The sequence below is a fragment of the Streptomyces sp. NPDC005281 genome (genome assembly GCF_040607495.1).
Taxonomy (GTDB): domain Bacteria; phylum Actinomycetota; class Actinomycetes; order Streptomycetales; family Streptomycetaceae; genus Streptomyces.
The window spans coordinates 186,321-208,247 of sequence record NZ_JBEXGX010000017.1; the positions used below are offsets into that span (position 1 = coordinate 186,321).

At 72.2% G+C, this 21,927-nt stretch carries 19 protein-coding genes; 6 read left to right on the top strand and 13 right to left on the bottom strand.

Features of this window, described 5'->3' with window-relative positions:
- Window positions 1-33 precede the first annotated feature (33 nt).
- Window positions 34-630, top strand: coding sequence for a metal-dependent phosphohydrolase (locus ABZV42_RS24320; protein WP_355984788.1), 597 nt, complete (start codon window positions 34-36; stop codon window positions 628-630).
- Window positions 631-803: 173 nt separating this feature from the next.
- Complete coding sequence (locus ABZV42_RS24325) at window positions 804-1,625, top strand: SDR family oxidoreductase (RefSeq protein WP_356053568.1); 822 nt, start codon at window positions 804-806, stop codon at window positions 1,623-1,625.
- Between the two features lie 9 nt (window positions 1,626-1,634).
- Here ABZV42_RS24325 and ABZV42_RS24330 read toward each other — a convergent pair whose 3' ends face one another.
- The 6 genes from ABZV42_RS24330 to ABZV42_RS24355 all read right to left on the bottom strand — a co-directional run bounded on the left by ABZV42_RS24330 (window position 1,635) and on the right by ABZV42_RS24355 (window position 11,385).
- Window positions 1,635-3,149, bottom strand: a complete 1,515-nt coding sequence (locus ABZV42_RS24330) for an SDR family NAD(P)-dependent oxidoreductase (protein WP_355984791.1) — start codon at window positions 3,147-3,149, stop codon at window positions 1,635-1,637.
- 100 nt (window positions 3,150-3,249) lie between these two features.
- Window positions 3,250-4,578 carry a wax ester/triacylglycerol synthase family O-acyltransferase gene (locus ABZV42_RS24335; RefSeq protein WP_356053569.1) on the bottom strand — a complete coding sequence of 443 codons (1,329 nt, stop codon included), beginning with the start codon at window positions 4,576-4,578 and terminating at the stop codon, window positions 3,250-3,252.
- Window positions 4,579-4,757: 179 nt separating this feature from the next.
- Window positions 4,758-7,088: a GH92 family glycosyl hydrolase gene (locus ABZV42_RS24340; protein WP_356053570.1), complete on the bottom strand. Its 2,331-nt coding sequence runs from the start codon at window positions 7,086-7,088 to the stop codon at window positions 4,758-4,760.
- 580 nt (window positions 7,089-7,668) lie between these two features.
- Complete coding sequence (gene glgC / locus ABZV42_RS24345; RefSeq protein ID WP_355984797.1) at window positions 7,669-8,898, bottom strand: glucose-1-phosphate adenylyltransferase; 1,230 nt, start codon at window positions 8,896-8,898, stop codon at window positions 7,669-7,671.
- A 217-nt stretch (window positions 8,899-9,115) separates the two neighbouring features.
- Window positions 9,116-10,267, bottom strand: a complete 1,152-nt coding sequence (gene glgA / locus ABZV42_RS24350; RefSeq protein ID WP_356053571.1) for a glycogen synthase — start codon at window positions 10,265-10,267, stop codon at window positions 9,116-9,118.
- A gap of 368 nt (window positions 10,268-10,635) precedes the next feature.
- Window positions 10,636-11,385, bottom strand: coding sequence for a (2Fe-2S)-binding protein (locus ABZV42_RS24355; protein WP_356053572.1), 750 nt, complete (start codon window positions 11,383-11,385; stop codon window positions 10,636-10,638).
- A 210-nt stretch (window positions 11,386-11,595) separates the two neighbouring features.
- Here ABZV42_RS24355 and ABZV42_RS24360 point away from each other — a divergent pair, with 210 nt between their 5' ends.
- Window positions 11,596-13,038, top strand: a complete 1,443-nt coding sequence (locus ABZV42_RS24360; RefSeq protein ID WP_356053573.1) for a DMT family transporter — start codon at window positions 11,596-11,598, stop codon at window positions 13,036-13,038.
- Here ABZV42_RS24360 and ABZV42_RS24365 read toward each other — a convergent pair.
- A complete protein-coding gene (locus ABZV42_RS24365; RefSeq protein WP_355984805.1) occupies window positions 13,028-14,227 on the bottom strand; it encodes a transglycosylase family protein in 1,200 nt (399 codons plus the stop codon). The two genes, ABZV42_RS24360 and ABZV42_RS24365, sit on opposite strands and share 11 nt — an antisense overlap.
- Window positions 14,228-14,724: 497 nt before the next feature.
- Between ABZV42_RS24365 and gndA the strand changes: the two genes are divergently transcribed.
- Window positions 14,725-16,164 (top strand): NADP-dependent phosphogluconate dehydrogenase, encoded by a 1,440-nt coding sequence (gene gndA / locus ABZV42_RS24370; protein WP_355984807.1) that lies wholly within the window; start codon window positions 14,725-14,727, stop codon window positions 16,162-16,164.
- A 213-nt stretch (window positions 16,165-16,377) separates the two neighbouring features.
- Here the strand turns inward: gndA and ABZV42_RS24375 are convergent, their stop codons facing one another.
- The 5 genes from ABZV42_RS24375 to ABZV42_RS24395 all read right to left on the bottom strand — a co-directional run bounded on the left by ABZV42_RS24375 (window position 16,378) and on the right by ABZV42_RS24395 (window position 19,623).
- Window positions 16,378-16,602 (bottom strand): hypothetical protein, encoded by a 225-nt coding sequence (locus ABZV42_RS24375; protein ID WP_355984809.1) that lies wholly within the window; start codon window positions 16,600-16,602, stop codon window positions 16,378-16,380.
- 761 nt (window positions 16,603-17,363) lie between these two features.
- A complete protein-coding gene (locus ABZV42_RS24380; protein ID WP_356053574.1) occupies window positions 17,364-18,068 on the bottom strand; it encodes an arylsulfatase in 705 nt (234 codons plus the stop codon).
- Complete coding sequence (locus ABZV42_RS24385; protein ID WP_355984812.1) at window positions 18,068-18,412, bottom strand: GNAT family N-acetyltransferase; 345 nt, start codon at window positions 18,410-18,412, stop codon at window positions 18,068-18,070. The genes ABZV42_RS24380 and ABZV42_RS24385 overlap by 1 nt, the downstream gene beginning before the upstream one ends.
- Window positions 18,413-18,461: 49 nt before the next feature.
- Window positions 18,462-18,887 (bottom strand): aspartate 1-decarboxylase, encoded by a 426-nt coding sequence (gene panD / locus ABZV42_RS24390; protein ID WP_355984814.1) that lies wholly within the window; start codon window positions 18,885-18,887, stop codon window positions 18,462-18,464.
- A 238-nt stretch (window positions 18,888-19,125) separates the two neighbouring features.
- Complete coding sequence (locus ABZV42_RS24395; RefSeq protein WP_356053575.1) at window positions 19,126-19,623, bottom strand: MarR family winged helix-turn-helix transcriptional regulator; 498 nt, start codon at window positions 19,621-19,623, stop codon at window positions 19,126-19,128.
- Window positions 19,624-19,724: 101 nt separating this feature from the next.
- Here ABZV42_RS24395 and ABZV42_RS24400 point away from each other — a divergent pair, with 101 nt between their 5' ends.
- Window positions 19,725-20,366, top strand: a complete 642-nt coding sequence (locus tag ABZV42_RS24400) for an MBL fold metallo-hydrolase (protein ID WP_355984818.1) — start codon at window positions 19,725-19,727, stop codon at window positions 20,364-20,366.
- Between the two features lie 90 nt (window positions 20,367-20,456).
- Here ABZV42_RS24400 and ABZV42_RS24405 read toward each other — a convergent pair whose 3' ends face one another.
- Window positions 20,457-20,840 (bottom strand): helix-turn-helix domain-containing protein, encoded by a 384-nt coding sequence (locus ABZV42_RS24405; RefSeq protein WP_356053576.1) that lies wholly within the window; start codon window positions 20,838-20,840, stop codon window positions 20,457-20,459.
- 86 nt (window positions 20,841-20,926) lie between these two features.
- On the opposite strand from ABZV42_RS24405, the gene ABZV42_RS24410 reads away from it, so the two are divergent.
- A complete protein-coding gene (locus tag ABZV42_RS24410; protein ID WP_355984822.1) occupies window positions 20,927-21,916 on the top strand; it encodes a zinc-dependent alcohol dehydrogenase family protein in 990 nt (329 codons plus the stop codon).
- Window positions 21,917-21,927 lie beyond the last annotated feature (11 nt).

Here is a 21,927-nt window from a genome sequence, read left to right on the forward strand (position 1 = left end):
CGGCAACGGCTTTTCTCGCGGGAGGACCGACGCATGGAGCTGCGCAGCGTCGAGGAGCTGATGGATCTGCTGCACGCCTGCCGGGGCGTCCGGGACACCCCGGAACTCTCCCGCTCCCGGTTTCGCCCGAACGGGGGAACGCCCGCCGGCGACCCGGTCGATCTGCACGACCACGCCCTCCAGACCGCCGCGCTGCTGCGCCGGGGTCATCCCAGCGACAAGGAGCTCCAGGTCGCGGGCCTGGTGCACGACCTCGGGCATCTGCTCGGGCCGGGTGACGACGCCAGGCACGCCGACCGCGCCGCCGACGCGGTACGGCCGCTCCTCGGCGAGCGGGTCTCCGGTCTCGTACGCCTGCACGTGGCGGCGGAGCGCTATCTGGCGGCCACCTCGCCGGGTCCCGGGCCGTCCCCGCGGGACACGCGCCCCCCGGCAGCTCCGGGGAACCCGATGACCCCGCGGGAGGCGGCGGCCTTCGAGCACGACCCGCTGGCCGAGGACGCGGTGATCCTGCGGCAGGCGGACGACGCCGGCAGGGTCCCCGGCCTGTACGCCGGGGACATGGAGGACTGGCGCACGCTGCTGGAGCTGGTCGCGGAGCGTTCCGCGCGACTGGGAGCCTCGGACTGAAACGCACCACCGCACGACCCACGCCCGCCCCGCTCGCCACGGCTGCCCTACCCGCCACATCTGCCGCATGAGCCGTCCCTGCCGTGTCCGCCGCGGGGACTCACCCCGCCATGCCCGGCAGCGGTCGATGCAGAGGCCTGTCAGCTGACGGTCCGTCATGAGACGGTACGCGGATGACGCCGCCGTACGGACTCGAGGGCAGGGCCGCCATCGTCACCGGTGCCTCGCGCGGAATCGGTCTCGCCGTCGCCGAGGCGCTCGCCGGAGCGGGTGTCCGGGTGTGTGTGAGCGCGCGGGACCCGGACGCGGTGCGGCGCGCCGCAGAACAGGTCGGCGGCATCGGCCTCGCGGGCTCCGTCGCCGACGGGGCGCATCTGAGCGAGCTGACCGGCTTCGCGCTGCGCACCTTCGGACGGCTGGACATCGTGGTCAACAACGCGGCGACCAACCAGCCCTACGGCTCGCTCATGGACGCCGACCCGGAGCGCTGGCGTGAGGCGTTCACCGTCAACGTCGAGGCTCCGCTGCGGCTGGTGCAGTACGCCTGGCGGGCCTGGATGGGCGAGCACGGCGGGGCCGTGGTCAACGTCTGCACGGAGGGCGCCGGACACGTCGGCCCGCAGGTCGGCGCGTACGGCACCAGCAAGGCCGCCCTGCTCCACCTCACCACGCAGCTGGCCGGCGAGCTGGCCCCCAAGGTGCGGGTCAACTCGGTCTCCCCCGGCCTCGTCCGCACCGAGATGGCCCGCTTCGTGTGGGAGGACTCCGAGGACGAACTGGGCGCCTCGCTCCCGCTCGGCCGGATCGGACGGCCCGAGGACGTCGCCCGTGCCGTGACCTGGCTGGCCTCCGACGCGGCCTGCTGGATCACCGGCGCCGACCTGCTGGTCGACGGGGGAACCCGGGTGAGGGCGGCCCACCCGGGTTCCCCCGCCCACGCCGTCCACGAGCGGCTGCGGCGACGGACCCCCGACGCGCGAGGGTCCGAGGGGTAGCCGGGAGGCTCACCACTTGCCGGGCGCGTAGTCCTTCATGAAGACGCCGTACAGGTCCTCGCCCAGCTCGCCGCGGACGATCGGGTCGTACACGCGGGCCGCGCCGTCGACGAGGTCGAGCGGGGCGTGGAAGCCCTCGTCGGCCAGGCGCAGCTTGTCGTAGTGCGGGCGCTCGTCGGTGATCCAGCCGGTGTCGACCGAGGTCATCAGGATGCCGTCCGTGTCGAACATCTCCTGGGCGCTGGTGCGCGTCACCATGTTCATGGCGGCCTTCGCGGCGTTCGTGTTCGGGTGGCCCGCGCCCTTGTAGCCGCGGCCGAACACGCCCTCCATCGCGGAGACGTTGACGATGTACGCGCGCTCCGTGGACGCCGTACGGGCCGCCTCGGCCATCTGCGGCCGCAGCTGGCTGATCAGGATGAACGGCGCCGTGTAGTTGCAGAGCTGGGTCTCCAGCAGCTCCACCGGGGAAATCTGCTCGATGGTCTGCACCCAGGTGTTGCTGTCGACGACGTCGGGGACCAGGCCGCCCGCGTCGATGGCGGTGCCCTCGCGGTGCCGGACCACGCTGGCGTTTCCGGCGACCAGGGCGAGGTCGGCCACCTTCTGCGCGTCGAGGCCGGAGACGCCGACGGGCAGCGCCGTCAGTCCGTCGACCGCGCCGGAGTTGAAGGCGCCGATGACGTGCTGGGCGGGCAGCTCGCCGGCCGGCAGCGGGGCGCTCTCGCTCTCGACGAGCGCGGCGTAGGCGGACGGCAGCCGGCGTACGGTCTGGGTGGCGTTGTTGATCAGGATGTCGAGCGGACCCTGCTCGGCGACGCGTTCGGCGAGCGCCACGACCTGGGCCGGGTCGCGCAGGTCGATGCCGACGACCTCCAGACGGTGGATCCAGTCCGCCGAGTCGTCCATGGCCTTGAAGCGGCGGATCGCGTCGTTCGGGAAGCGCGTGGTGATGGTGGTGTGCGCGCCGTCACGCAGCAGCCGCAGCGCGATGTACATGCCGATCTTGGCGCGGCCGCCGGTGAGCAGGGCCCGCTTGCCGGTGAGGTCGGTACGGGCGTCGCGGCGGGAGCGGTTCAGGGCCGCGCAGTCCTGGCAGAGCTGGTGGTAGAAGTAGTCGACCTCGACGTACCGCGTCTTGCAGGTGTAGCAGGAGCGCGGCCGCTGGAGTATCCCCGCGATCCGGCCGGCCTCGGTCACGGACGAGGGCAGGATGCCCTCGGTCTCGTCGTCGATGCGCTGGGCGGAGCCGGTCGCGGTGGACTCGGTGACCTGCTTGTCGTGGGCCGTCTTGGCCGCGCGGCGCTCCTGGCGGCGGCGCTGCTTCACGGTCCGGTAGACGCCGGCTGTGGCGCGGCGCACGGCGATGGCGTCGGGGTGGTCGACGTCGATCTTCTCGAGTTCGTCGAGCACGCCGAGGCATACGGCCAGTCGCTCGGGGTCGATACCGGGACCGAACGCGACGGCCGCCACATCTGTCGTGTCCACGGCGGGGGTCGCCCGGCCGTCCTCTGTCACCGTCATCGCTGCCGTTCCTCGGGTTGTGCGCCGCGTTCGAAACCGCGCTCGCTTTCGAAGGCGGAATTTTACGGACCAATCGCGCGCGGCACCAAACCCGTTGTGATCATGGCGTGCAGGCGGTGATCAGTACGCGCACCTCCTCGGCCAGGGAACGGGCCAGCAGATCAAGGTCGGGAACGGCCTCGGCGTCGGCCACGAGCCCGTAGTGGACCTTCCCCCGGTAGGTCGAGACGGCCACCGCGAGAGCCTGGCCACGAGCCAGCGGGGCGAACGGATAGACCTCGGCGAGCGGGCAGCCGCCGAGCTTCAGGCCGAGGCTGGGCAGCGGCACACTGGTGACGAGGATGTCGAACAGCAGCCGGGCCGCCTGGCCCACGACAGGCCCGCCGATCCGGTGCCCGAGCGGCGGGACATGGTCGGCGAGCAGCGCGACGGCGCCGGCGCCCCGGTTGGGTCCGGCGTCCTTGTTCCGGTCCATCGCCGTCCGTACGGCACGGAGCCGGCCGAGCGGGTCCGGATCGTCGACGGGAAGCCGTATCAGATAGCCGGAGAGCCGGTTCCCCTGTGGCTGCGCCGTGCGCGGCCGGCGCCGGGAGACCGGGATCAGGGCACGCGGGGAGACTCCCTCGCTGCCGTCGCCGCGTTCGTCGAGCCAGCGCCGCAGGGCACCCGCGACGACGGCGATCAGGACGTCGTTGACGGTGCCGCCGACGGTCTTGCGGACGATGTGCACCTCGTCGAGGTCGATGACCACCCCGGCCGTGCGCCGGGTGCCGGTGGGCGCGGACGTGAGGGCGGGCGAGGACTGCACGCCGAGTGTGGCGCGGGCCACCGAGGTCCCGATGTCGAGGGCGCGGCCCATGTCGGAAAGGGTGCCGCGGACCAGGCCGGGCAGCTTGCGGACGTCCGGGAAGAGCCCCCGGGGCGGCTCGGCGGGGCGCGGGCGGGGCTCCGGCAGGTCCATCGGGTCCATGATGGCGGCGGCGAGCATCAGCGCCCTGAGCCCGTCTGCGAGCGCGTGGTGGAACTTGAAGAGCACCGCGAAGGACGTGCCGTCCTCGCCGGGCAGCACATGCGCCTCCCAGGGAGGCCGGCCGCGCTCCAGCGGGCGTTCCATGAGCCGGCCGGCCTCGGAGTGGAAGTCGGCGGTCGGCTTGTGCAGCAGGACGTGGTCCAGCGGCTCGAAGTCGGGCGCGGGCTCGCGGGCCGCGCTGCCGAAGGCGAGCGGTGCGGTGGGCTGCCACACGTCGCGGATGCGCATGCGCAGCCCCGGAACGGCGGCGGCGCGGGCCGCGAGCAGGTCCGCGGCGTGGGCGCCCGCGGTCGGCGAGTGCGCGGCGAAGACACCCAGGGCTCCCAGGTGCATCGGGTGCCGGTCGGACTCGATGTTCCAGAACGCCAGGTCGAGTGGTGCGAGGAGGTCGGAGATCAAGGGCTTGCTCTCGCGTCGACGACGGGTGGACCTGAAGTCAAACCCGGACTGGTGATTACGGTCAAGTACGTGCAAGTTACGCACAGTTAACAGCGGATTAAGTCCCGTCCCTCGGAGGAGGGACGGGACTCGGCTCGTCTCAGGACGGGCAGGGTGTCACGTCAGGACCGTGAGCGCCGTCACTTCAGGACCGGGGGTGCCGCCGAGGCCGACGTTCCCCACTCGGACGGCTCAGGGCCGACCGTGAAGCGGAGCGACCTCAGCCCCTTCAGGGTGCCGGTCGTCAGGTACGTACGGCCGTACGGCGAACCGTCGAGGCTGGCCGACCGGATGTAGCGGTCGGTGTCCGAGGTGCCCGGCGCCGTGACCGTCAGGGCGCCGCGCGGGTAGTAGCGCCGGTCGAGGGTGAGGTCGACCCGCTCGAAGACGGGCGTGGACAGGCCCCACGTGTCGTAGCCGGGCTGCACCGGGAAGATCCCGATGGACGACAGCACGTTCCAGGCGGACATGGTGCCGAGGTCGTCGTTGCCCGTCATACCGGTCGGCGCGTCGGTGAACAGGGTCAGCGCCGCGTGCACGACGTCGGTCGTCTTCCACGGCTGCCCGGTGGACAGGTAGGTGTACGGGGCGATCAGGTCGGGTTCGTTCTGCGGGTTGTACTTGTCGGCGTTGTAGTAGGCGTACGGTCCGTTGACCCAGACCTCGCGGGCGGTCTTCGCCGGGTCCTTCAGCAACTGCCCGTAGGCGAAGAACGAGTCGAGCCGCTCGTTCGCGGCCTGCTTGCCGCCGATCAGGCCCACCATGCCGGGCAGGTCCTGCGGCACGAGCCACTGGTACTGCCAGGCCGTTCCCTCGTGGAAGCCGACGCTCTGGGCCGGGTCGACGGGGCCGGTGAAGGCCCCGGAGGCGTCCCGGGCACGGAAGAAGCCGGTCGAGGGGTCGTGGATCGCGCGGTAGTTCTGGGAGCGCGCCAGGTAGCGCGCCGCGTCCTCGTCGTGGCCCAGCTCCCGCGCCATCTCGCCGAGCACGGCGTCCGACAGGGCGTACTCCAGGGTCACGGAGGCGCCGTGGTCGTAGTCCGAGTCGCCGGACTTCGTGTGCGGGCGGCCCTTGAGGTAGGGGGCGAACCCGTTCGCGATGTACTCCCTGGCGGCCTCGCGGCCCACCGCGGGCGAGTCGGCCGGCGGCACACCGTCCGCGTTCTTCTTCAGCGCGCGGTAGACCCGCTCCTCGTACCCCTTGAGCAGGCCCTGCTGGTAGGCGTTGGTGAGGAACGGGGTGACCGGATCGCCGGTCATGATGTTCGTCTCGACCGTGCCGTAGCCCCATTTGGGCAGCCAGCCGCTGTCCTCGGAGATCCTGAGGACGGAGATCGCCATGTCGCGCGCCTCGCGCGGAGCGAGCAGGGCCAGCAGCTGCGACTGGGTGCGGTAGGTGTCCCACAGCGACCAGTTCTGGTAGTACGTGAATCCCTTGGCACGGTGGATCCGCTGGTCCCAGCCGGTGTAGCGGCCGTCGGCGTCGCTGCCGACGTTGGGCGCGAGGAAGGAACGGTAGAGCGACGAGTAGAAGGTGCGGCGCAGGGTGTCACTGCCGCCCTTCGCGCGTACGTCGTCGAGCCGGTCCTCCCAGGCACTGCGGGCGGCGGCGCGCACCTCCTCGAAGGAACGGCCGCCCTCGGAGCGGAGGTTGACGGCCGCACCGCGGGCGTCCACGTACGACAGCGCGGTGGTCGCCTCGACCGTGCGGTCCTTGGTGGTGTCGAAGCGCACGAAGGCCCCGGTGCGTCCCGTGGTGCCGGCCGCCTCGCTGGAGCCGGTGACCGTGTCGCCGTTCCAGGTGCCCGAGGTGGTGAACGGGCGGTCGAAGCGGGTGATCGTGTACACCGTGTAGGGCTTGGTGGCCTGGCAGAATCCGCTGCCGGTGATCTCCGTGCGGACGGTCCGGTCGTCCAGGATCTCGACCTTCGTGGCGAGCGTCCTGTGCAGCGACTGACCGGCGTTCAGCAGCACGTTGGCCTTGTCGGTGGCCGGGAAGGTGTACCGCTGCACACCCGTGCGCGCGGTGGCCGTCAGCTCCGCCTCGATCCCGGACTTCAGGTCCGCCCGGTAGAAGCCGGGGTGGGCCTCCTCCGTCTCGTGGCTGAACTCCTCCGCGTACTGGGCGTCGTCCGTCCGGGTGATGTCCCCCGTCGTGGGCAGCACGGGCAGGTCGCCGCCGAGGCCGCAGCCGACGCCCGAGAGATGGACCAGGGAGAAGCCGCGGACGTGGTTCTGGGAGTGGTCGTAGCCGGTGTTGTGGCCGGTGTCCGGCGAGAACTGCACCATGCCGAAGGGCACGGCCGCGCCGGGGTAGGTGTTGCCCTCGTTCTGCGTTCCGATGAACGGATTGACCAGATCGGTGAGTTGGCCGTCGCGCGGCTCGGCGGCCTGTGCGGTGGGCAGGGCGAACAGCGCGGACGCTGTCACGAGCCCCGCCGTGCACAGACGCAGGCGCCGGGTCCATCTCATGCGGGAGACCTCCGGTGGGTGATCGACATCGTTGTCCTCATGCATGGTCGGGGCGGGGGGCCGGCTTTCCGGGCAACCGGACGGGAACGAGCGGAACGCGTCGCGTCCGGGCACGGCGGGTCCGGGACCGCCCCGGGCGATGACATCGTTGTCAGAGCTGTACGACGGTGTCATCGGCGGCAGTTGGCATGACAGCACGGGATTCCGCACTCCGTCCAGGGACATGACAAGTGCGGGGTGACAACGGCCGGAAGTCGCCGTGGGTCGGGGTGGGGCTTGCATGGCTGTGGTCCGGGGGGCCGTTTTGCGCGGGGCGCGGTGTCCGAGGGGGTGGTCCGGGGCGCGGGGCACCGTCGTCCACGGGACCCCGTCATGCGCGGGGCCCCGTCATGCGCGGGACCCCGTCATGCACGGAGCACGGCGGAACCCCCACCTGGCCCCGTCAGGTCGGTCTGGTCGGTGAGGGGGTCTGCCCCGTCGGGGCGGTGAGGCGACCGGGCCCGTCAAGCCGGTCGGACGTCGGGTCGGTCGGACCGGCCAGGCCGGCCCGACGTCGGGCCGGTCGGACCGGTGAGACCCGTCAGGGCACTCGCTGGCCCTTGCCCAGGGCTATCACGCCGCCCTTGGAGACGGTGTAGAGGTCGGAGTCGCGCTCCGGATTGACGCCGACCGTCGCGCCCGGCGGGACCTCGACGTTCTTGTCGAGCACCGCGCCCCGCACGACGGCCCCCCGCCCGATCTTGACGTTGTCGTGCAGGACCGAGCCCTGCACCACAGCGCCGGGGTCGACGACCACGCCCGGCGACAGCACCGATCGCGTCACCTGCCCGCGGATCAGGCATCCCGCGCTGATGATGGACTCGCTGGCGATGCCCCCGGCGTTGAAGCGCGCCGGGGAGAGCTGCCCCGAGCTGGTGTAGACGGGCCAGCCGCGGTTGAACAGGTTGAACGTGGGACGCTCGGCGATCAGGTCCATGTGGGCGTCGTAGTAGGCGTCGAGGGTGCCCACGTCGCGCCAGTAGCCCTGGTCCCGGGTGGTCTCGCCGGGCACGTGGTTGTCGCTGAAGTCGTACAGCTGCGCCTCGCCCCGCTCCGTGAGCGCGGGCAGGATCGAACCGCCCATGTCGTGCACGGAGCCGTCGTCCTCGGCGTCCCGCTGGAGCGCCTCGATCAGCGCCTTGGTGGTGAAGATGTAGTTGCCCATCGAGGCGAAGACGCACTCGGGGTCGTCCGCGAGCCCCGGCGGGTCGGCGGGCTTCTCCAGGAAGCCCCGCACGCTCTGACCGTCGGGACCGGGGCTGATGACGCCGAAGGAGGACGACTCGGCGCGCGGCACCCGTATTCCGGCCACCGTCACCCCCGCCCCGCTCTCGATGTGCTGGGCGAGCATCTGCCGGGGGTCCATCCGGTAGACGTGGTCGGCGCCGAACACCGCGACGTACTCGGGCTGTTCGTCGTGGATCAGGTTCAGCGACTGGAGGATCGCGTCCGCGCTGCCGAGATACCAGCGGGGCCCGAGCCGCTGCTGGGCCGGGACCGGCGTCACGTAGTTGCCGAGCAGGCTGGACATCCGCCAGGTGGTGGTGATGTGCCGGTCGAGCGAGTGCGACTTGTACTGCGTCAGCACGCAGATGCGCAGGATGTCGGCGTTGACGAGATTGGAGAGTACGAAGTCCACGAGGCGGTACGTGCCGCCGAAGGTCACCGCCGGTTTCGCCCGGTCCGCGGTCAGCGGCATCAGCCGCTTGCCCTCGCCTCCCGCCAGTACGATTCCCAGCACCGAAGGTCCACCGCGCCCACCACGCCGCATGCTGCCGCCCCTTCCACGCCCGTTCGGGCCGTGCCCGGCTGCCCGGACCCGTCCCGCGTTCCGAAGTTCACCTGCCGAAGTTCACCCGGCCGAAGCCGGCCTGACCCGAGTTGGCCCGGCCGAAGTCCGCCTGCTCGTAGTCCGCCTGACCGAAGATGGCCCGACCGGAGTCCGCCTGACTGAAGTTCGTCCGAATGAAGTTCGCCCGACTGAACGGTTACCCAGCTTTGAGGACTTCCTCGTACAGCTGGACGGTTCGTCGGGCCACGGTGTCCCAGCCGAACTCCCCCTCCGCGCGCCGCCGTCCGGCCTCGCCCATACGCCGGGCCGTGCCGGGGTCGGCGAGAACGGAGTCCAGCGCCGTCGCGAGCCCCGCCTCGAAGTCGTCCCCGAGCGGCACGAGAAGGCCCGTCTCGCCGTCCTCGACCACCTCGGGAATGCCGCCGACACTCGACGCGACCACCGCCGTCCCGCAGGCCATCGCCTCCAGATTGACGATGCCGAGCGGCTCGTACACCGAGGGACAGACGAACACCGCCGCGTGCGTGAGGAGTTGGATGACCTCGGGCCGGGGCAGCATCTGCGGGATCCAGTGCACGCCGTCGCGGACGGCGCTCAACTCCTGGTACAACTCACGGAACTCACGGTCGATCTCAGGTGTGTCGGGGGCACCCGCGCACAGCACCACCTGCGCGGCCGGGTCGATGTCCCTTACGGCGCGCAGGAGATGGGGCACACCCTTCTGCCGGGTGATGCGGCCGACGAACAGGATGTACGGGCGCCCGGTGTCCAGGCCGATCCGCTCCAGGACGTCCGTTCCGTGGTCGGGCCGGTAGAGGGAGGTGTCGATGCCGTTGTGCACGACACGAACCCTGGCCGGGTCCAGGTCCGGGTAGCAGCCGAGAATGTCGTCGCGCATGGCGCCGGAGACGGCGATCACGGCGTCGGCGGCCTCGATGGCGGTGCGCTCGGCCCAGCTGGAGAGGGCGTAGCCGCCGCCGAGCTGCTCGGCCTTCCAGGGGCGCAGCGGTTCGAGGGAGTGGGCTGTCATCACGTGCGGTATGCCGTGCAGGAGCTTTCCGAAGTGTCCCGCGAGGTTGGCGTACCAGGTGTGGGAGTGGACGAGTTCGCGGCCTTCGAGCGCGGCGGCGATGGAGAGGTCCGCGGAGAAGGTGCGCAGGGCGTCGTTGGCGCCGTCGAGCGCGGGCCAGGGCCGATGACGGACGACTCCGCCGGAGCCGCCCTCGCCCCAGCAGTGCACGTCGAGTTCGGTGAGGGCCCGCAACTCCCTCGCGAGGAACTCGACATGGACGCCCGCGCCGCCGTAGACGTCCGGCGGATATTCCCGGGTCAGCAGTCCCACGCGCACACAGAACCCCCGTCCTAACCGGCTGGTGCCCCTCATGGTCACTCAGTTGAAGCCGATACGGAAGACCGCGACAGGTGCGCCCGCGCCGGGTCCGGTGGGATGCCGGGGCAGGCACCGACGCCGGGGTCCGTCGGCCGCCGGCGTCCGGTCCGTCGTAGGCCGGTGCCGGATCGGGTGGACGACGGTGCCGGATCGGGTGAGTGACGGTGCACGATCCGGTGGGCGACGGCGCGGGGCCCGGCGGGGCGGCCGGGCCGGGCATGGCGGAGCAGCCGGATCGCGCCAGGCAGGGCGGCCGGGCCGGGCATGGCGGAGCGGTCGGGTCGGGTGCGGCGGGGCGCTGGGGCGGGTGCGGCGGAACCCGTGCGTCAGGATCGGCCGGGTGCCGGGCGCGGTGGGCGCTCGAAGCAGCAGTCGCCGCAGACTCCGCCGCCGGGTACCCGGTAGTAGAGACAGCAGCTGCGGCGGCGTAGCGTCGCGGGGTCGAGGGTGCCGGCGAGATCGGGGTGCGCGAAGAGCCCGCCCGCCAGTGCCCTGGCCCGCTCCCCCACGTCCGGGCGTCCGTGGACGAGCGCCCAGCGGTCCAGCTGACGGACGGTCCCGGCCAGGGCGGAGCCCGCGTTGCCCCACAGCAGGGCCGCCGAGACACGGTGGCGCGAGCGCAGGGCCGCGCTCAGCGGTACGACGAGCCCGGCACGTACGACCGCGTCGAGATCGGTCACGGGCCGGAAGCGGACCTCGCCGAGCCAGAGGTCGTCCGGGGCACTGGCGTCCGGGTCCCAGAACAGCAGCTCCGGATCGAGGTCGGGCAGCCGGCCGCAGAGCGCGGCGGCGCCGAGCGCGACCGACCAGAAGCGGGCCGCGAGACCCTGCTGCGCCACCGAGGCCGCGACCCGCGGTTCCGGGGCCCGGATACTTCGCGCGACCTTGTCGACGCGAAAAGTCATCGGATCTCCGTAAACCTCCGGGGAGGTCGCGGATCGCGGTTCCGCGAACGCGTTCGCGAGGGTCGGCAGGGGGCCGCGCGGCGGTACGCCGGTACGTAGTACGAAGAAGCCGCCGAGCGCGTCGAGCGCCTTGAGCCGGGGGTCGAGGTCCACGAAGAGCAGTAGTACCAAGCCCCCTAGGGGGGACCACCAGTGGATCGGACCGTGGTGTCGCCCACCCTGGGGAGGACAAGGGGCGATTCGTACTCCATCGGCAGTAGGACCCAATGACTGCTCAGGGACGACGACGAGAACTAAATCGCACGGCATCGTTGTTTGCATGGAAGCCGACCGTTCGTCGCGCCGGACCGCAGCTCCGCGCCGTACGCAGAGGAGGGACTCATGAGTGCCCTCGCTCTGTCCGTGGTGCTCTCGTTCGTCTCGGCCGTCGCGTACGCGGGCGGCGCGATCATCCAGGAGCGGGTCGCGGTGACCTCTCCCGGCCAGACCTACGCTCCGTTGCGCAGGCCGGGCTGGTGGGCGGCCGTCGCGCTGACCGGCGTCGGCGGTCTGCTGCACGTGGTCGCCCTCGCCTTCGGCCCGCTGAGCCTCGTACAGCCGCTCGGCGCGCTGACGATCGTCTTCGCGCTGCCGATGGCGGCCCTGTTCGTCGGCCGCAAGGCCGGAGCCACGGCCTGGCGCGGCGCGATCATGGCCACGGTGGGCCTCGCCGGCCTGCTGTCCCTGGTCGGCGCGTCCGACGCGCAGTCCCTGAGCAATCCCCAGCGTCTGGCGCTCGGCGTGGTGTCGGGCGGCGCGGTCGCGGCCCTGATGGTGGCGGGACGCGCGGCGCACCGGCACGCGGCCGTGCGCAGTGTGCTGCTGGCTGTCGCGGCGGGCATCGCGTTCAGCATGTCCTCCGTGTTCACCAAGACCGTGGCCGTCGACTGGTCGCGGCACGTCTCGCTCGCCGACCTGTCGAGCCTCGCGGCCATCGGTGCCTTCGCGACCGCCGGCATGCTGATCTCGCAGGCCTCCTACCGAGGTGCCGGCCTGGAGGCACCGCTGGCCACCCTGACGGTCGTGAACCCCGTCGTGGCGGCCGCGGTCGGCATCACGATGTTCGGCGAAACCTTCCGCTACGGCGCGACCGGCACCGCGCTCGCCCTCGCCTGCGGCGTCGTGGCGGCGGGCGGTCTGATCCTGCTCACCACCGAGCGGATCACCTCGGAGCGGACCGGCAGCGAGCAGACCGGCAGCGGCGACCGAGTCGTGGCCGCCAGCCCGGGGCCCGCGGCCGTACCGGAAGCGGACGCCGGGCAGCCGGCCGACGAAGGACGCCGGCCCACCCCCGTCCCGGCCTCCGTGACCGACAATGGGCACCCGCCCACCGCCGTCCCGGTCGCCGAGGCCCCGACCGAGCCGCGGTTCCCCGAGCCGGCCGTCGGGCGCCCGCGCCCGGCGGAGCCCGCTGTCCCGGCCGTCGCCGGCCTCGGGGCTCTCACGGTCACCGAGACCGCCGTGGCGGAACTGCTGGCCGGGCTGCCCAGACCCGCGGAGGGCGCGGACGGATTCGTACCGACTGCGCAGCCGGGTGCCGGGAGCGCGCCACTGGCTCCCGGGGCGGCCGGCGGCAGCGCGTTCTCCCCGGCGGCGCAGCCTGCGGTCGCGGGCGCGTTCGTACCGGCCGCGCCTTCGCCCACGGCCGCCGTGCCGGCGATGGACGTCGTCGCCGCGCAGAACCCGGCGGCCGGGGACGAACCGCTCTACCCGACCTTCATGCTCGGCGTGCCCTACGTACCGATGCCGTTCGTGAGCCACCGCCGCACCCGAGTCAAATCCTGACGCCGCCGGCCCGGAGGTACGCCATCGGGTCGATGTCGGATCCGAAGCCGGGCCCGGTCCGCACCTCGAAGTGCAGATGCGGGCCCGTGCTGTTGCCCGTGGACCCCGAGCGGCCTATGCGCTGGCCGGCCACCACGCTCTGCCCCGCCTTGACGGAGATCGCGGAGAGGTGGCCGTACTGCGTGTAGCGGCCGTCGGCGTGCCGGATCACCACCTCGTAGCCGAACGATCCGCCCCAGCCCGAGCTGACCACGTGCCCGGCGGCGACCGCCGCGACGGAGGTGCCCGTCGGCACGGGGAAGTCGACGCCCGTGTGGTAGCCCTTCGACCAGTGCGAGCCGGTGGCGTGGTACGGAGTGCCGGTCGCCGCGTGCACCGGGGCCACGAGTCCGTGCGTCCCGGTCCCGGGACGGGTCGTCGTGTGCGAGGACGGCCGCTCGGCCGAGGCCTTCTGGGCCGGCGTCTTCTTCTCCGGCGTCCGGGGGTGCGTCTTCGAAGGGCTCTTCGCCGGCGTGTGCCGGGTGTGCTCGGGTGCCTTGGTCCGGCCGTTCACGGCGAGCCGCTGGCCCGGCAGGATCAGGTCCGGATCGGAGCCGACGGTCGTGCGGTTCGCGGCGTACAGCCCCTGCCAGCCGCCCTGGACATGTCGGGAGTCGGCGATGCCGGAGAGGGTGTCGCCGCGCACGACGGTGTACATCTCGGCGGTCCCGGCCTGCGACTGCGGGGTGGTCTGCGGCTTCACGTCACGAACCGACCGCTGCTTCGCCGTCTGCGGCGCTGTCCCGGCCGGGCTGATGTCGGGGGCCGCGCCCCCTCCGGTCAGCCCGCCGCGGACCGAGCACACCGGCCACGCGCCGGGTCCCTGCCCCTTGAGCACCTTCTCGGCCACGGCTATCTGCTGGTCCCTGGTGGCCAGGTCCGCGCGCCGGGCGTAGCCCTTGCCGCCGTACGCCTCCCAGGTGGACTGGGTGAACTGGAGTCCGCCGTAATAGCCGTTGCCGGTGTTGATGCTCCAGTTGCCGCTGGATTCGCAGGCGGCGACCTTGTTCCAGGTCCCGACGTCGGCCGCGTGGGCGAGTCCGGCCCCGACCAGCGGGAGCGCGATCCCGGCACCGCCCACCGTGACGGTGAGTGAGGCGCGGTTGATCCTGTTCGGCTGATACCGGCGGTGCCGGCCGCGTACGGCCATGAGGGAGCCCCCCTAGACATGCGTCAGGAGCGGCAAAAGTAAGCGCTGGGAACAGGCCGGGACAAGGCGGCAACCGGTCGCTCCGAAAAGGCGGTTGGCCGACTTTCGGACCGTCGCCGGGCGAGGTGGCCGCCGCACGGTGGGTGACCGTGCCCCGCGGGACCGGAGTGCGCCGCCGGCCGCTCCACGGCCCGCGGACATCGGGTTCCTGTGTCCGGCGACGGGCGTCGGGCCCGTTCGGCCGCCCCGGCCGCGCGGAAGCCGCGACCGCGCCCGGGCCGCGCGACGCGCCGGCCGCCGGGGTCCGGCCCCGCACGGTCTGTCCGAAATTCGCCCCGCACCGCCGGGACGTCCCCCTGCGTGGACACCTGCGACACGTCAGGATGGCCTGGGGCAATACTGGCGAACAGCACGGACGGGCACGACCGGCGGCATCGGCACCGGAACATGTCCCCTACCGGCCAACGGACTTACCGCACTTCTTAGGAGCCAACCTAATGAGCACATCAGCCCAGATCGGCGTCACGGGTCTCGCGGTCATGGGGCGCAATCTCGCCCGCAACTTCGCACGCAACGGCTACGCGGTCGCCGTGCACAACCGCACGGCGGCGAAGACGAACGCGCTGGTGGAGGAGTTCGGCCACGAGGGCACGTTCGTGGCGGCCGAGACGGCGAAGGAGTTCGTGGCGGCGCTGGAGCGGCCCCGACGCCTGGTGATCATGGTGAAGGCGGGCGAGCCGACCGACGCCGTGATCCAGGAGTTCGCCCCGCTCCTGGAGCCCGGCGACATGATCATCGACGGCGGCAACGCCCATTTCGCGGACACCCGGCGCCGCGAGCGCGCGCTGCGCGAACAGGGCATCCACTTCGTCGGCACGGGTGTGTCCGGCGGCGAGGAGGGCGCGCTGAACGGGCCGAGCATCATGCCGGGCGGCTCCGTGGAGTCGTACGCCTCGCTCGGCCCGATGCTGGAGAAGATCTCCGCGAAGGCGACGGACGGGTCGCCGTGCGTCACGCATGTGGGTCCCGACGGCGCCGGGCACTTCGTGAAGATGGTCCACAACGGCATCGAGTACGCCGACATGCAGCTCATCGGCGAGGCCTACCAGCTGCTCCGCGATGTCGCCGGGTACTCCCCCGCGCAGATCGCGGACATCTTCCGCACCTGGAACACCGGCCGGCTCGACTCGTATCTGATCGAGATCACCGCCGAGGTGCTGTCGCACGTGGACGCGGCGACGGGCAAGCCCTTCGTGGACGTGGTCCAGGACCGGGCCGAGCAGAAGGGCACGGGCCGCTGGACCGTGCAGATCGCGCTGGACCTGGGTGTGCCGGTGTCCGGTATCGCCGAGGCGGTGTTCGCCCGCTCGCTGTCCGGACACGCCGGCCTGCGCGAGGCCTCGCGCGACCTCGCCGGTCCGACGGCGCGGCGGCTGGAGGAGTCCGAGGCGGCGGCCTTCGCGGACCGGGTCGAGCAGGCGCTGTACGCGTCGAAGATCGTCTCGTACACGCAGGGATTCCATGAGATCACCGCCGGCAGCGACGAGTACGACTGGAACATCGACCTCGGTTCCGTGGCCTCCATCTGGCGCGGCGGCTGCATCATCCGGGCGGCCTTCCTCGACCGCATCCGCGCCGCGTACGACGCCCGGCCCGACCTGCCGAGCCTGCTGTCGGACAAGACGTTCGCCCAGGAGATCGGGGCGGCCCAGGACGACTGGCGCGAGGTCCTCGTCGCGGCGACCCGCCAGGGCGTGCCCACCCCCGGCTTCTCGGCGGCCCTCGCCTACTACGACGCCCTGCGCGCCGAACGCCTGCCGGCCGCGCTCACCCAGGGGCAGCGGGACTTCTTCGGAGCGCACACCTACCGCAGGACGGACCGCGAGGGGTCGTTCCACACGCTGTGGGGCGGCGACCGGTCGGAGGTCGAGGCGTAGCGGCACCTGGCGGGGTCTCCCCAGATCCCGGCGGGGCCGTCACCATTACCCGGCGGGGCCGCCACCAGGCGACCTTGAGTTCGCACCCGCGTCGAAGCCGTCACGCTCCCGGAAGGGGACGCGTGACGGCTTCGGTGTGTGCGGGGTGCGGGGCGCGAGCGGCGGGGGGCTACCGGCCACCCGGGCTGTCGGGCTGTCGGGCGCGGTCAGCCTCTAGCTTCGCTGGGCGGCGAACAGTTCCAGGTGGGCGCAGTTGGGGCAGCGGAAGGCCTCTATCTGCCAGCGCGGCCGGCCCATCAGCCGGGCACCGCCCAGCGGACCCAGCTGGAGCACGCCCTCGACCCACCGCGAGAACCCGCGAGCGCCCTGCCCGGAGTCCTCGACGAAGCCCGGTTCCAGCCCCACAACACCGCACTGAGTGCACCGTATGTCGTTCACCCGCGGAGTGTATTGAACGGCTCCGGGATCTGATGACCGGGGCCGGTCGGTCCGGTGACCGGGGCGGTCGGTCCTTCGAACCCGTCAGGTCAGCGGCCCGGGCCGGGGCTGGGGTTCGGGCACCGGATCGGGGCCCGGCGGCTTCGGGACCGGGGACGGTGTGGGGACGGGCTCAGGACCCGGTACGGGATCGGGCCCGCCCGGGTTCGGCACCGGGGTGGGGCCGGGCCTCGGCCCGGGCTTCGGCCTGGGCGCGGGATCGGGGCCGCCCGGATTCGGCACCGGGTCGGGGAAGGGTGACGGCCCCGGAGGTTCGGGGCTCGGCCCGGGGGTGGGCCCCGGCGGCACGGGGTCGGGATACGGCTGTGTCATGGCGGTCCTCCAGCCAGTCGGTTACGGCGGCCCTTTGGACTTGTCTCCCGCGTACCCAGCGCCCGAGCCCCCACTCACTCCTTCGCGCGGGGACGGCGCCCGGACGGCCCAGTCCTGTACGCACCACCGGACCAGTGGGTGGACGCCGGCGGGCGAGTCGGCCCCACACCCGGAAGACGGCCGGGACCGTGTCCGTCGTACACCGTACGGGCCACGACGCCCATCGTCCTGCCTCGGCGTGCACTCTGCGCGCCGCCACGACCGGGGCCCTGCCCGGCGCGCACCCCGCGGGCCACGACAGCCGGAGCTCTGTCCGGCGCGCACCCCGCGGAACGCGGCAACCGGAGGCCTGTCCGGCGCGCACCCCGCAGGCCACTCCCGCCGAGGCTCTACGCGGCGCGCACCCCGCGGAGCGCGGCCGCCGCGGCGGCGAGGCCGGGGCGGGGGCTCGACAGCACCGGCACCGAGGTCGTGATGTATCCCCCGGCCGCGGTCATGGACGCCTGGGCGAGGACGATCACATCCGCGTCGGCGACCGCGTCGGCTGCACCGGCGACCGCGCGGGCGCAGCCGTCCGTGTCACCCGCCTCGAACAACGCCCAAGCCTTCTCGACCAGGGCCGTACGGATCTCGACGGGACGCTCCGCCCGCCGGGCCTCCTCGTCGATCAGGGCGACGGTCGCCTCCAGCGTGCTCGCCACCGTCGCGAGGACGACGACCCGCGCACCGGCCCGAGCACCCGCGGCCACCGCGGCGGCGGCCATCGGCCGGTCCACGCGGAGCACGGGCACCCCGGCGTCGGTCCGTTCGGCGACCGCGCCGATGGTCGAGCACGTACACAGGACGCCCCGGGCGCCGTCGGCCACGGCGCCGGCCAGCAGGACCCGGACCTCGTCGGCCACCGCTTCGGGTCCTTCACGCCGGGCCCGAGCGAGCAGTTCCTCGTCGACCAGGTGGCGCAGCTCCAGGTCCGGGTGGTCCGCGTCGCGCAGCGCGTCGAAGGCGGGGATGTGCGCCGGTGAGGTGTGCAGCAGGGCGAGCGGTCCGGACCGGGGCGGGGGCGACACCGGCGCGGGGTCCGGGCCGGGGGCCATCAGAAGCGCCCCGGGTGCGCCTTGAGCCAGTCCATCGCCGCCTTCAGCAGCTCGGGGTCGGCCGCCGGAGCCTCCTCGGGGTGCCGCTGCGCCCACTTCACGACGTACGGGCACAGCGGTGCGACGACGACGCCCTCGCGTGCGGCGATGCCGTACAGCTCGCGGGCGAGGGAGCCGGCGATGCCGTGGCCCTCGTGCTCCGGTTCCACGATGGTGTGCACCGGGACGAGGGCTCGCGCGGGCTCCTCCAGGACGAAGTACTCGATGTGCCCGACCACTTGACCGTCGGCGAACGCCTCAAGGCGGCCGGCCGGCCTGTCGTCACGGATCTCGATGTCGCTCACGGCCACTCCTCGGTCCTCGGTTCCAGGGGTGCTGCGATGCCGCCGCGCCTCAGCCGATGGTGGCGACGGCCTGCGGGCTGCGCTGCTGGTCCGAGCCCGGTACCGGCTCGGACGGGTCGGCGCCGAGGGACACGATCCGGTTGTCGCGGTCCACGTGCACGACCGCCGGCCGCAGCGCCCGCGCCTCGGCGTCGGTGACCTGAGCGTAACTGATGATGATCACCAGGTCACCGGGGTGCACGAGATGCGCCGCCGCTCCGTTGATCCCGACGACACCCGATCCGCGCTCCCCCTCGATGACGTACGTCTCCAGGCGGGCGCCGTTGGTGATGTCGACGATGTGGACGAGCTCACCGGGCAGCAGATCGGCGGCGTCGAGCAGATCGGCGTCGATGGTCACGGATCCGACGTAGTGCAGGTCGGCCTGGGTGACGGTGGCACGGTGAATCTTGGACTTGAACATGGTTCGAAGCACGGAGAAACTCCCGGGTTGTCTGCTCCCTGCCTGCTTTCTGCAGGTCAAGGGCGCTCGGCACTCTACACGGGCACGCATCCGACCCTAAGATTTTCAGGAAGATCGGTTCACTCCGACGGGAAGGCCTCCCGCCTGCGTTTCCCTCGAGGAGTTGGAGGGCCCGCGCTGGACAGTTCCTCGTGCCGACACGACCCCCATGGTCCGGAACGTGTACGAGCTGCGGGCTACTTGAGCCTCGTCACCATGCCCCGCTGTTGAACTCGCGCTCGCCGGAGAAGGAGTGGCCGCCCCGGATGCTGCCGCTGATCCGGTCGATGAGATCGAGGGCATGCGCCAAGGCGCGCCGGTCCTCCTCGTCCAGCGTTTCCTCCAGCGCGTCGGCAAGCACGCCGACGCGCTGACGGCGGTCCGCGTCGAGCGCCTTCTTCCCCGCTTTCGTCAGAGTGAGGACCTTCCTGCGGGCGTCGCCCGGATCGGCGCGTGAGGCCAGGAAGCCGGCCTCGGTCAGTTCCCTGACGGTCGCGGCCATCGTCTGGTGGCGCACTCCGCGGGTCGCCGCCAGGTCCGCCGTGGTCATCGGCCCCCGCGTGTCGAGGAGGCCGAGCACCGCCGCCGGGACGGACGCGAGCCGATCGACGGTACGGGTGCTACGGACCAGGGTGCCGACAACCGCCCGGAGGCGGACGGCCAACTCGTCGGAGAGGGGAGCCGGTTCGTTCGAAGGCGCGTCGTTCACATCCCTCAACCTAGCAAAGAAATACAGGGGGAGCTGTATTACAGTGTGCCCTGTACATATTGCGCAGCGAACCCTGTACATCACACCGATAGGAGCCGGCAGTGCAGCTGATCAAGCACGCCCACGCATGTGTGTCGCTGGTCGAGGACGGCAGGCGGATCGCCATCGACCCGGGCACGTTCACCCCTGACGCGAAGGAGGTGGTTGCCGCCGCAGACGCCGTCCTGATCACGCACGAACACTTCGACCACTTCGACGAGGACTTGATCGCCCGGGCCCTGGACGCCCGCCCCGGCCTGCGGGTCTACGGACCGGACAGTGTGGTCGGACGCTGGGCGGCCCGGCGCGGCCAGGTCATCGCGGTCGCCGACGGCGACCGCCTCGACGTCGCCGGTTTCGACGTGGCGGTGTCCGGCGACCTGCACGCCGCGATCCACCGCGACATCCCCCGCGTCACCAACGTCGGCTACCTCGTCGACGGCCGGGTCCACCACCCCGGCGACGCTTACCACGTACCGCCCGCGCCCGTCGACACGCTGCTGCTGCCCACCAGCGGACCGTGGACCCAGCTCGGCCGGGCGGCCGACTACGTACGCGAGGTCGCCCCGAACCGTCTCGTCCAGATCCACGAGATCATGCTCAGCCGGACCGGCCAGGAGTCGATGGCCCGGTTCCTGAGCCCGGCGGCGCTGACCGAGGTGCCTCTGACCATCGTCCCGGAGGGAGAGTCGATCACCGTGTGAGCCCGGCCGGCCGCGCCGCCCCGTGCCGGGAGGCCGCGGGACACCGGCGTTGCCTTCGCCCCACCGGCGGGGCGCCGCCTCTCGCCGAGATCAACCCGCCGGGCGAACCCGGGCAGAAGCAGTGGCTTCCGCCGTCTCCTGGAAGTCGGCGATGTCCCCGCCGTACTCCCTCGCCCAGTTCGTCAGGACCTCGATGGGCTCGATGAGGGTCCGGCCGAGGTCGGTGAGGCTGTACTCGACCCGCCGCGGCGCTTCGGCATGGCGGTCGACCAGGCCGTACTGCTGGAGCCGGCGCAGCGTCTGGGTGAGGACCTTGCGCGAGACGCCGCCGATGAGGTCGACGAGCTCGCCATGCCTGCGAGGCCTCTGGCTGAGCCCGAAGAGCGCGAGCACGGCCCATTTGTCGGAGATGATCTCGACCGCCAGACGCGTGGGGCAGTCGGCGAGGGAGGCTGCTCCGTCCACGTTCTGCATGGAAACCGAAGGTACCAGGAGGTAACGCACGGCTCCGTAACGTCTTCCTCGAGCAATCAGCCAGCACCGAATGCGGAGGAGTCACCATGCCACGAGTCGTCGTGTTCGACGAGTTCGGCGGGCCGGAGGTCATGCACGTCGTCGAGGAGCCCGTCGTCGAACCCGCGGCCGGCGAGGTCCGGGTCAGGATCGAGGCGTTCGCCGTCAACCCGCTCGACCGGATGATGCGTTCCGGCACCTCGCCCGCACCCGTCCCCCTGCCGCACGCTCGCCTCGGTGTCGAAGGAACCGGCGTCGTGGACGCGCTGGGCCCCGGGACCACCGGGCTGAAGATCGGCGATCCGGTCATCCTGACGGCCGTTCCCGACGCGAGCGCCCGGGGCAGCTACGCCGAATACACCACGGTCTCCGCGAGCCGGGTCGCCGCCCGGCCGGCCGGGCTCGGAATCACGGAGGCGGCGGCGATCTGGGTCGCCTACTCCACCGCCTACGGCGCGCTCGTCGAGAAGGCGGGGATGCGGCCCGGCGACCACGTCCTGATCACCGCCGCGTCCGGCGGCGTCGGCCGGGCGGCGACGCAGATCGCCCGTCAGATCGGTGCCGTGCCCATCGCCGTCACCCGGCACTCCACGAGGAAGGACGAGCTGCTCGCCGCCGGCGCCGCCGCGGTCGTCGCCACCGACCACGAGGACATCGCCGAAGCCGTCGGCCACCACACCGGCGGGACCGGCGCGGACATCGTCCTCGACCTTGTCATGGGCCCCGGCCAGGAGGATCTCCTGAGGGCGGCCCGCCCCGGCGGAACACTGGTCGCCGCGGGCTTCCTGGACCCGCGGCCCACACCCTTCCCGGGAGGCCCGCCGCTCACGATCTTCAGCTACCGGAGCTTCGAGCACACTCTCGACGCCGTCGTGGTGAAGCGCATGACGGCCTTCCTGAACGCGGGTGTGGGCCTCGGTGCCCTGCGGCCCGCCGTCGACGACAAGGTGTTCGCCCTCGACGACGTCGTCGAGGCACACCGGCACCTCGAGAAGGGGCTCCACGCCGGGAGGAAGATCGTCGTGACGGTGTCCTGAGGCCGCACCGG

Excerpts from the sequence above, each read along its gene's own strand:
- ABZV42_RS24320 (WP_355984788.1), top strand. The coding sequence starts at position 34 with ATGGAGCTGCGCAGCGTCGAGGAGCTGATGGATCTGCTGCACGCCTGC.
- ABZV42_RS24325 (WP_356053568.1), top strand. The coding sequence starts at position 804 with ATGACGCCGCCGTACGGACTCGAGGGCAGGGCCGCCATCGTCACCGGT.
- ABZV42_RS24330 (WP_355984791.1), bottom strand. The coding sequence starts at position 3,149 with ATGACGGTGACAGAGGACGGCCGGGCGACCCCCGCCGTGGACACGACA.
- ABZV42_RS24340 (WP_356053570.1), bottom strand. The coding sequence starts at position 7,088 with ATGAGATGGACCCGGCGCCTGCGTCTGTGCACGGCGGGGCTCGTGACA.
- glgC (WP_355984797.1), bottom strand. The coding sequence starts at position 8,898 with ATGCGGCGTGGTGGGCGCGGTGGACCTTCGGTGCTGGGAATCGTACTG.
- ABZV42_RS24360 (WP_356053573.1), top strand. The coding sequence starts at position 11,596 with ATGAGTGCCCTCGCTCTGTCCGTGGTGCTCTCGTTCGTCTCGGCCGTC.
- ABZV42_RS24365 (WP_355984805.1), bottom strand. The coding sequence starts at position 14,227 with ATGGCCGTACGCGGCCGGCACCGCCGGTATCAGCCGAACAGGATCAAC.
- gndA (WP_355984807.1), top strand. The coding sequence starts at position 14,725 with ATGAGCACATCAGCCCAGATCGGCGTCACGGGTCTCGCGGTCATGGGG.
- ABZV42_RS24380 (WP_356053574.1), bottom strand. The coding sequence starts at position 18,068 with ATGGCCCCCGGCCCGGACCCCGCGCCGGTGTCGCCCCCGCCCCGGTCC.
- ABZV42_RS24405 (WP_356053576.1), bottom strand. The coding sequence starts at position 20,840 with ATGCAGAACGTGGACGGAGCAGCCTCCCTCGCCGACTGCCCCACGCGT.
- ABZV42_RS24410 (WP_355984822.1), top strand. The coding sequence starts at position 20,927 with ATGCCACGAGTCGTCGTGTTCGACGAGTTCGGCGGGCCGGAGGTCATG.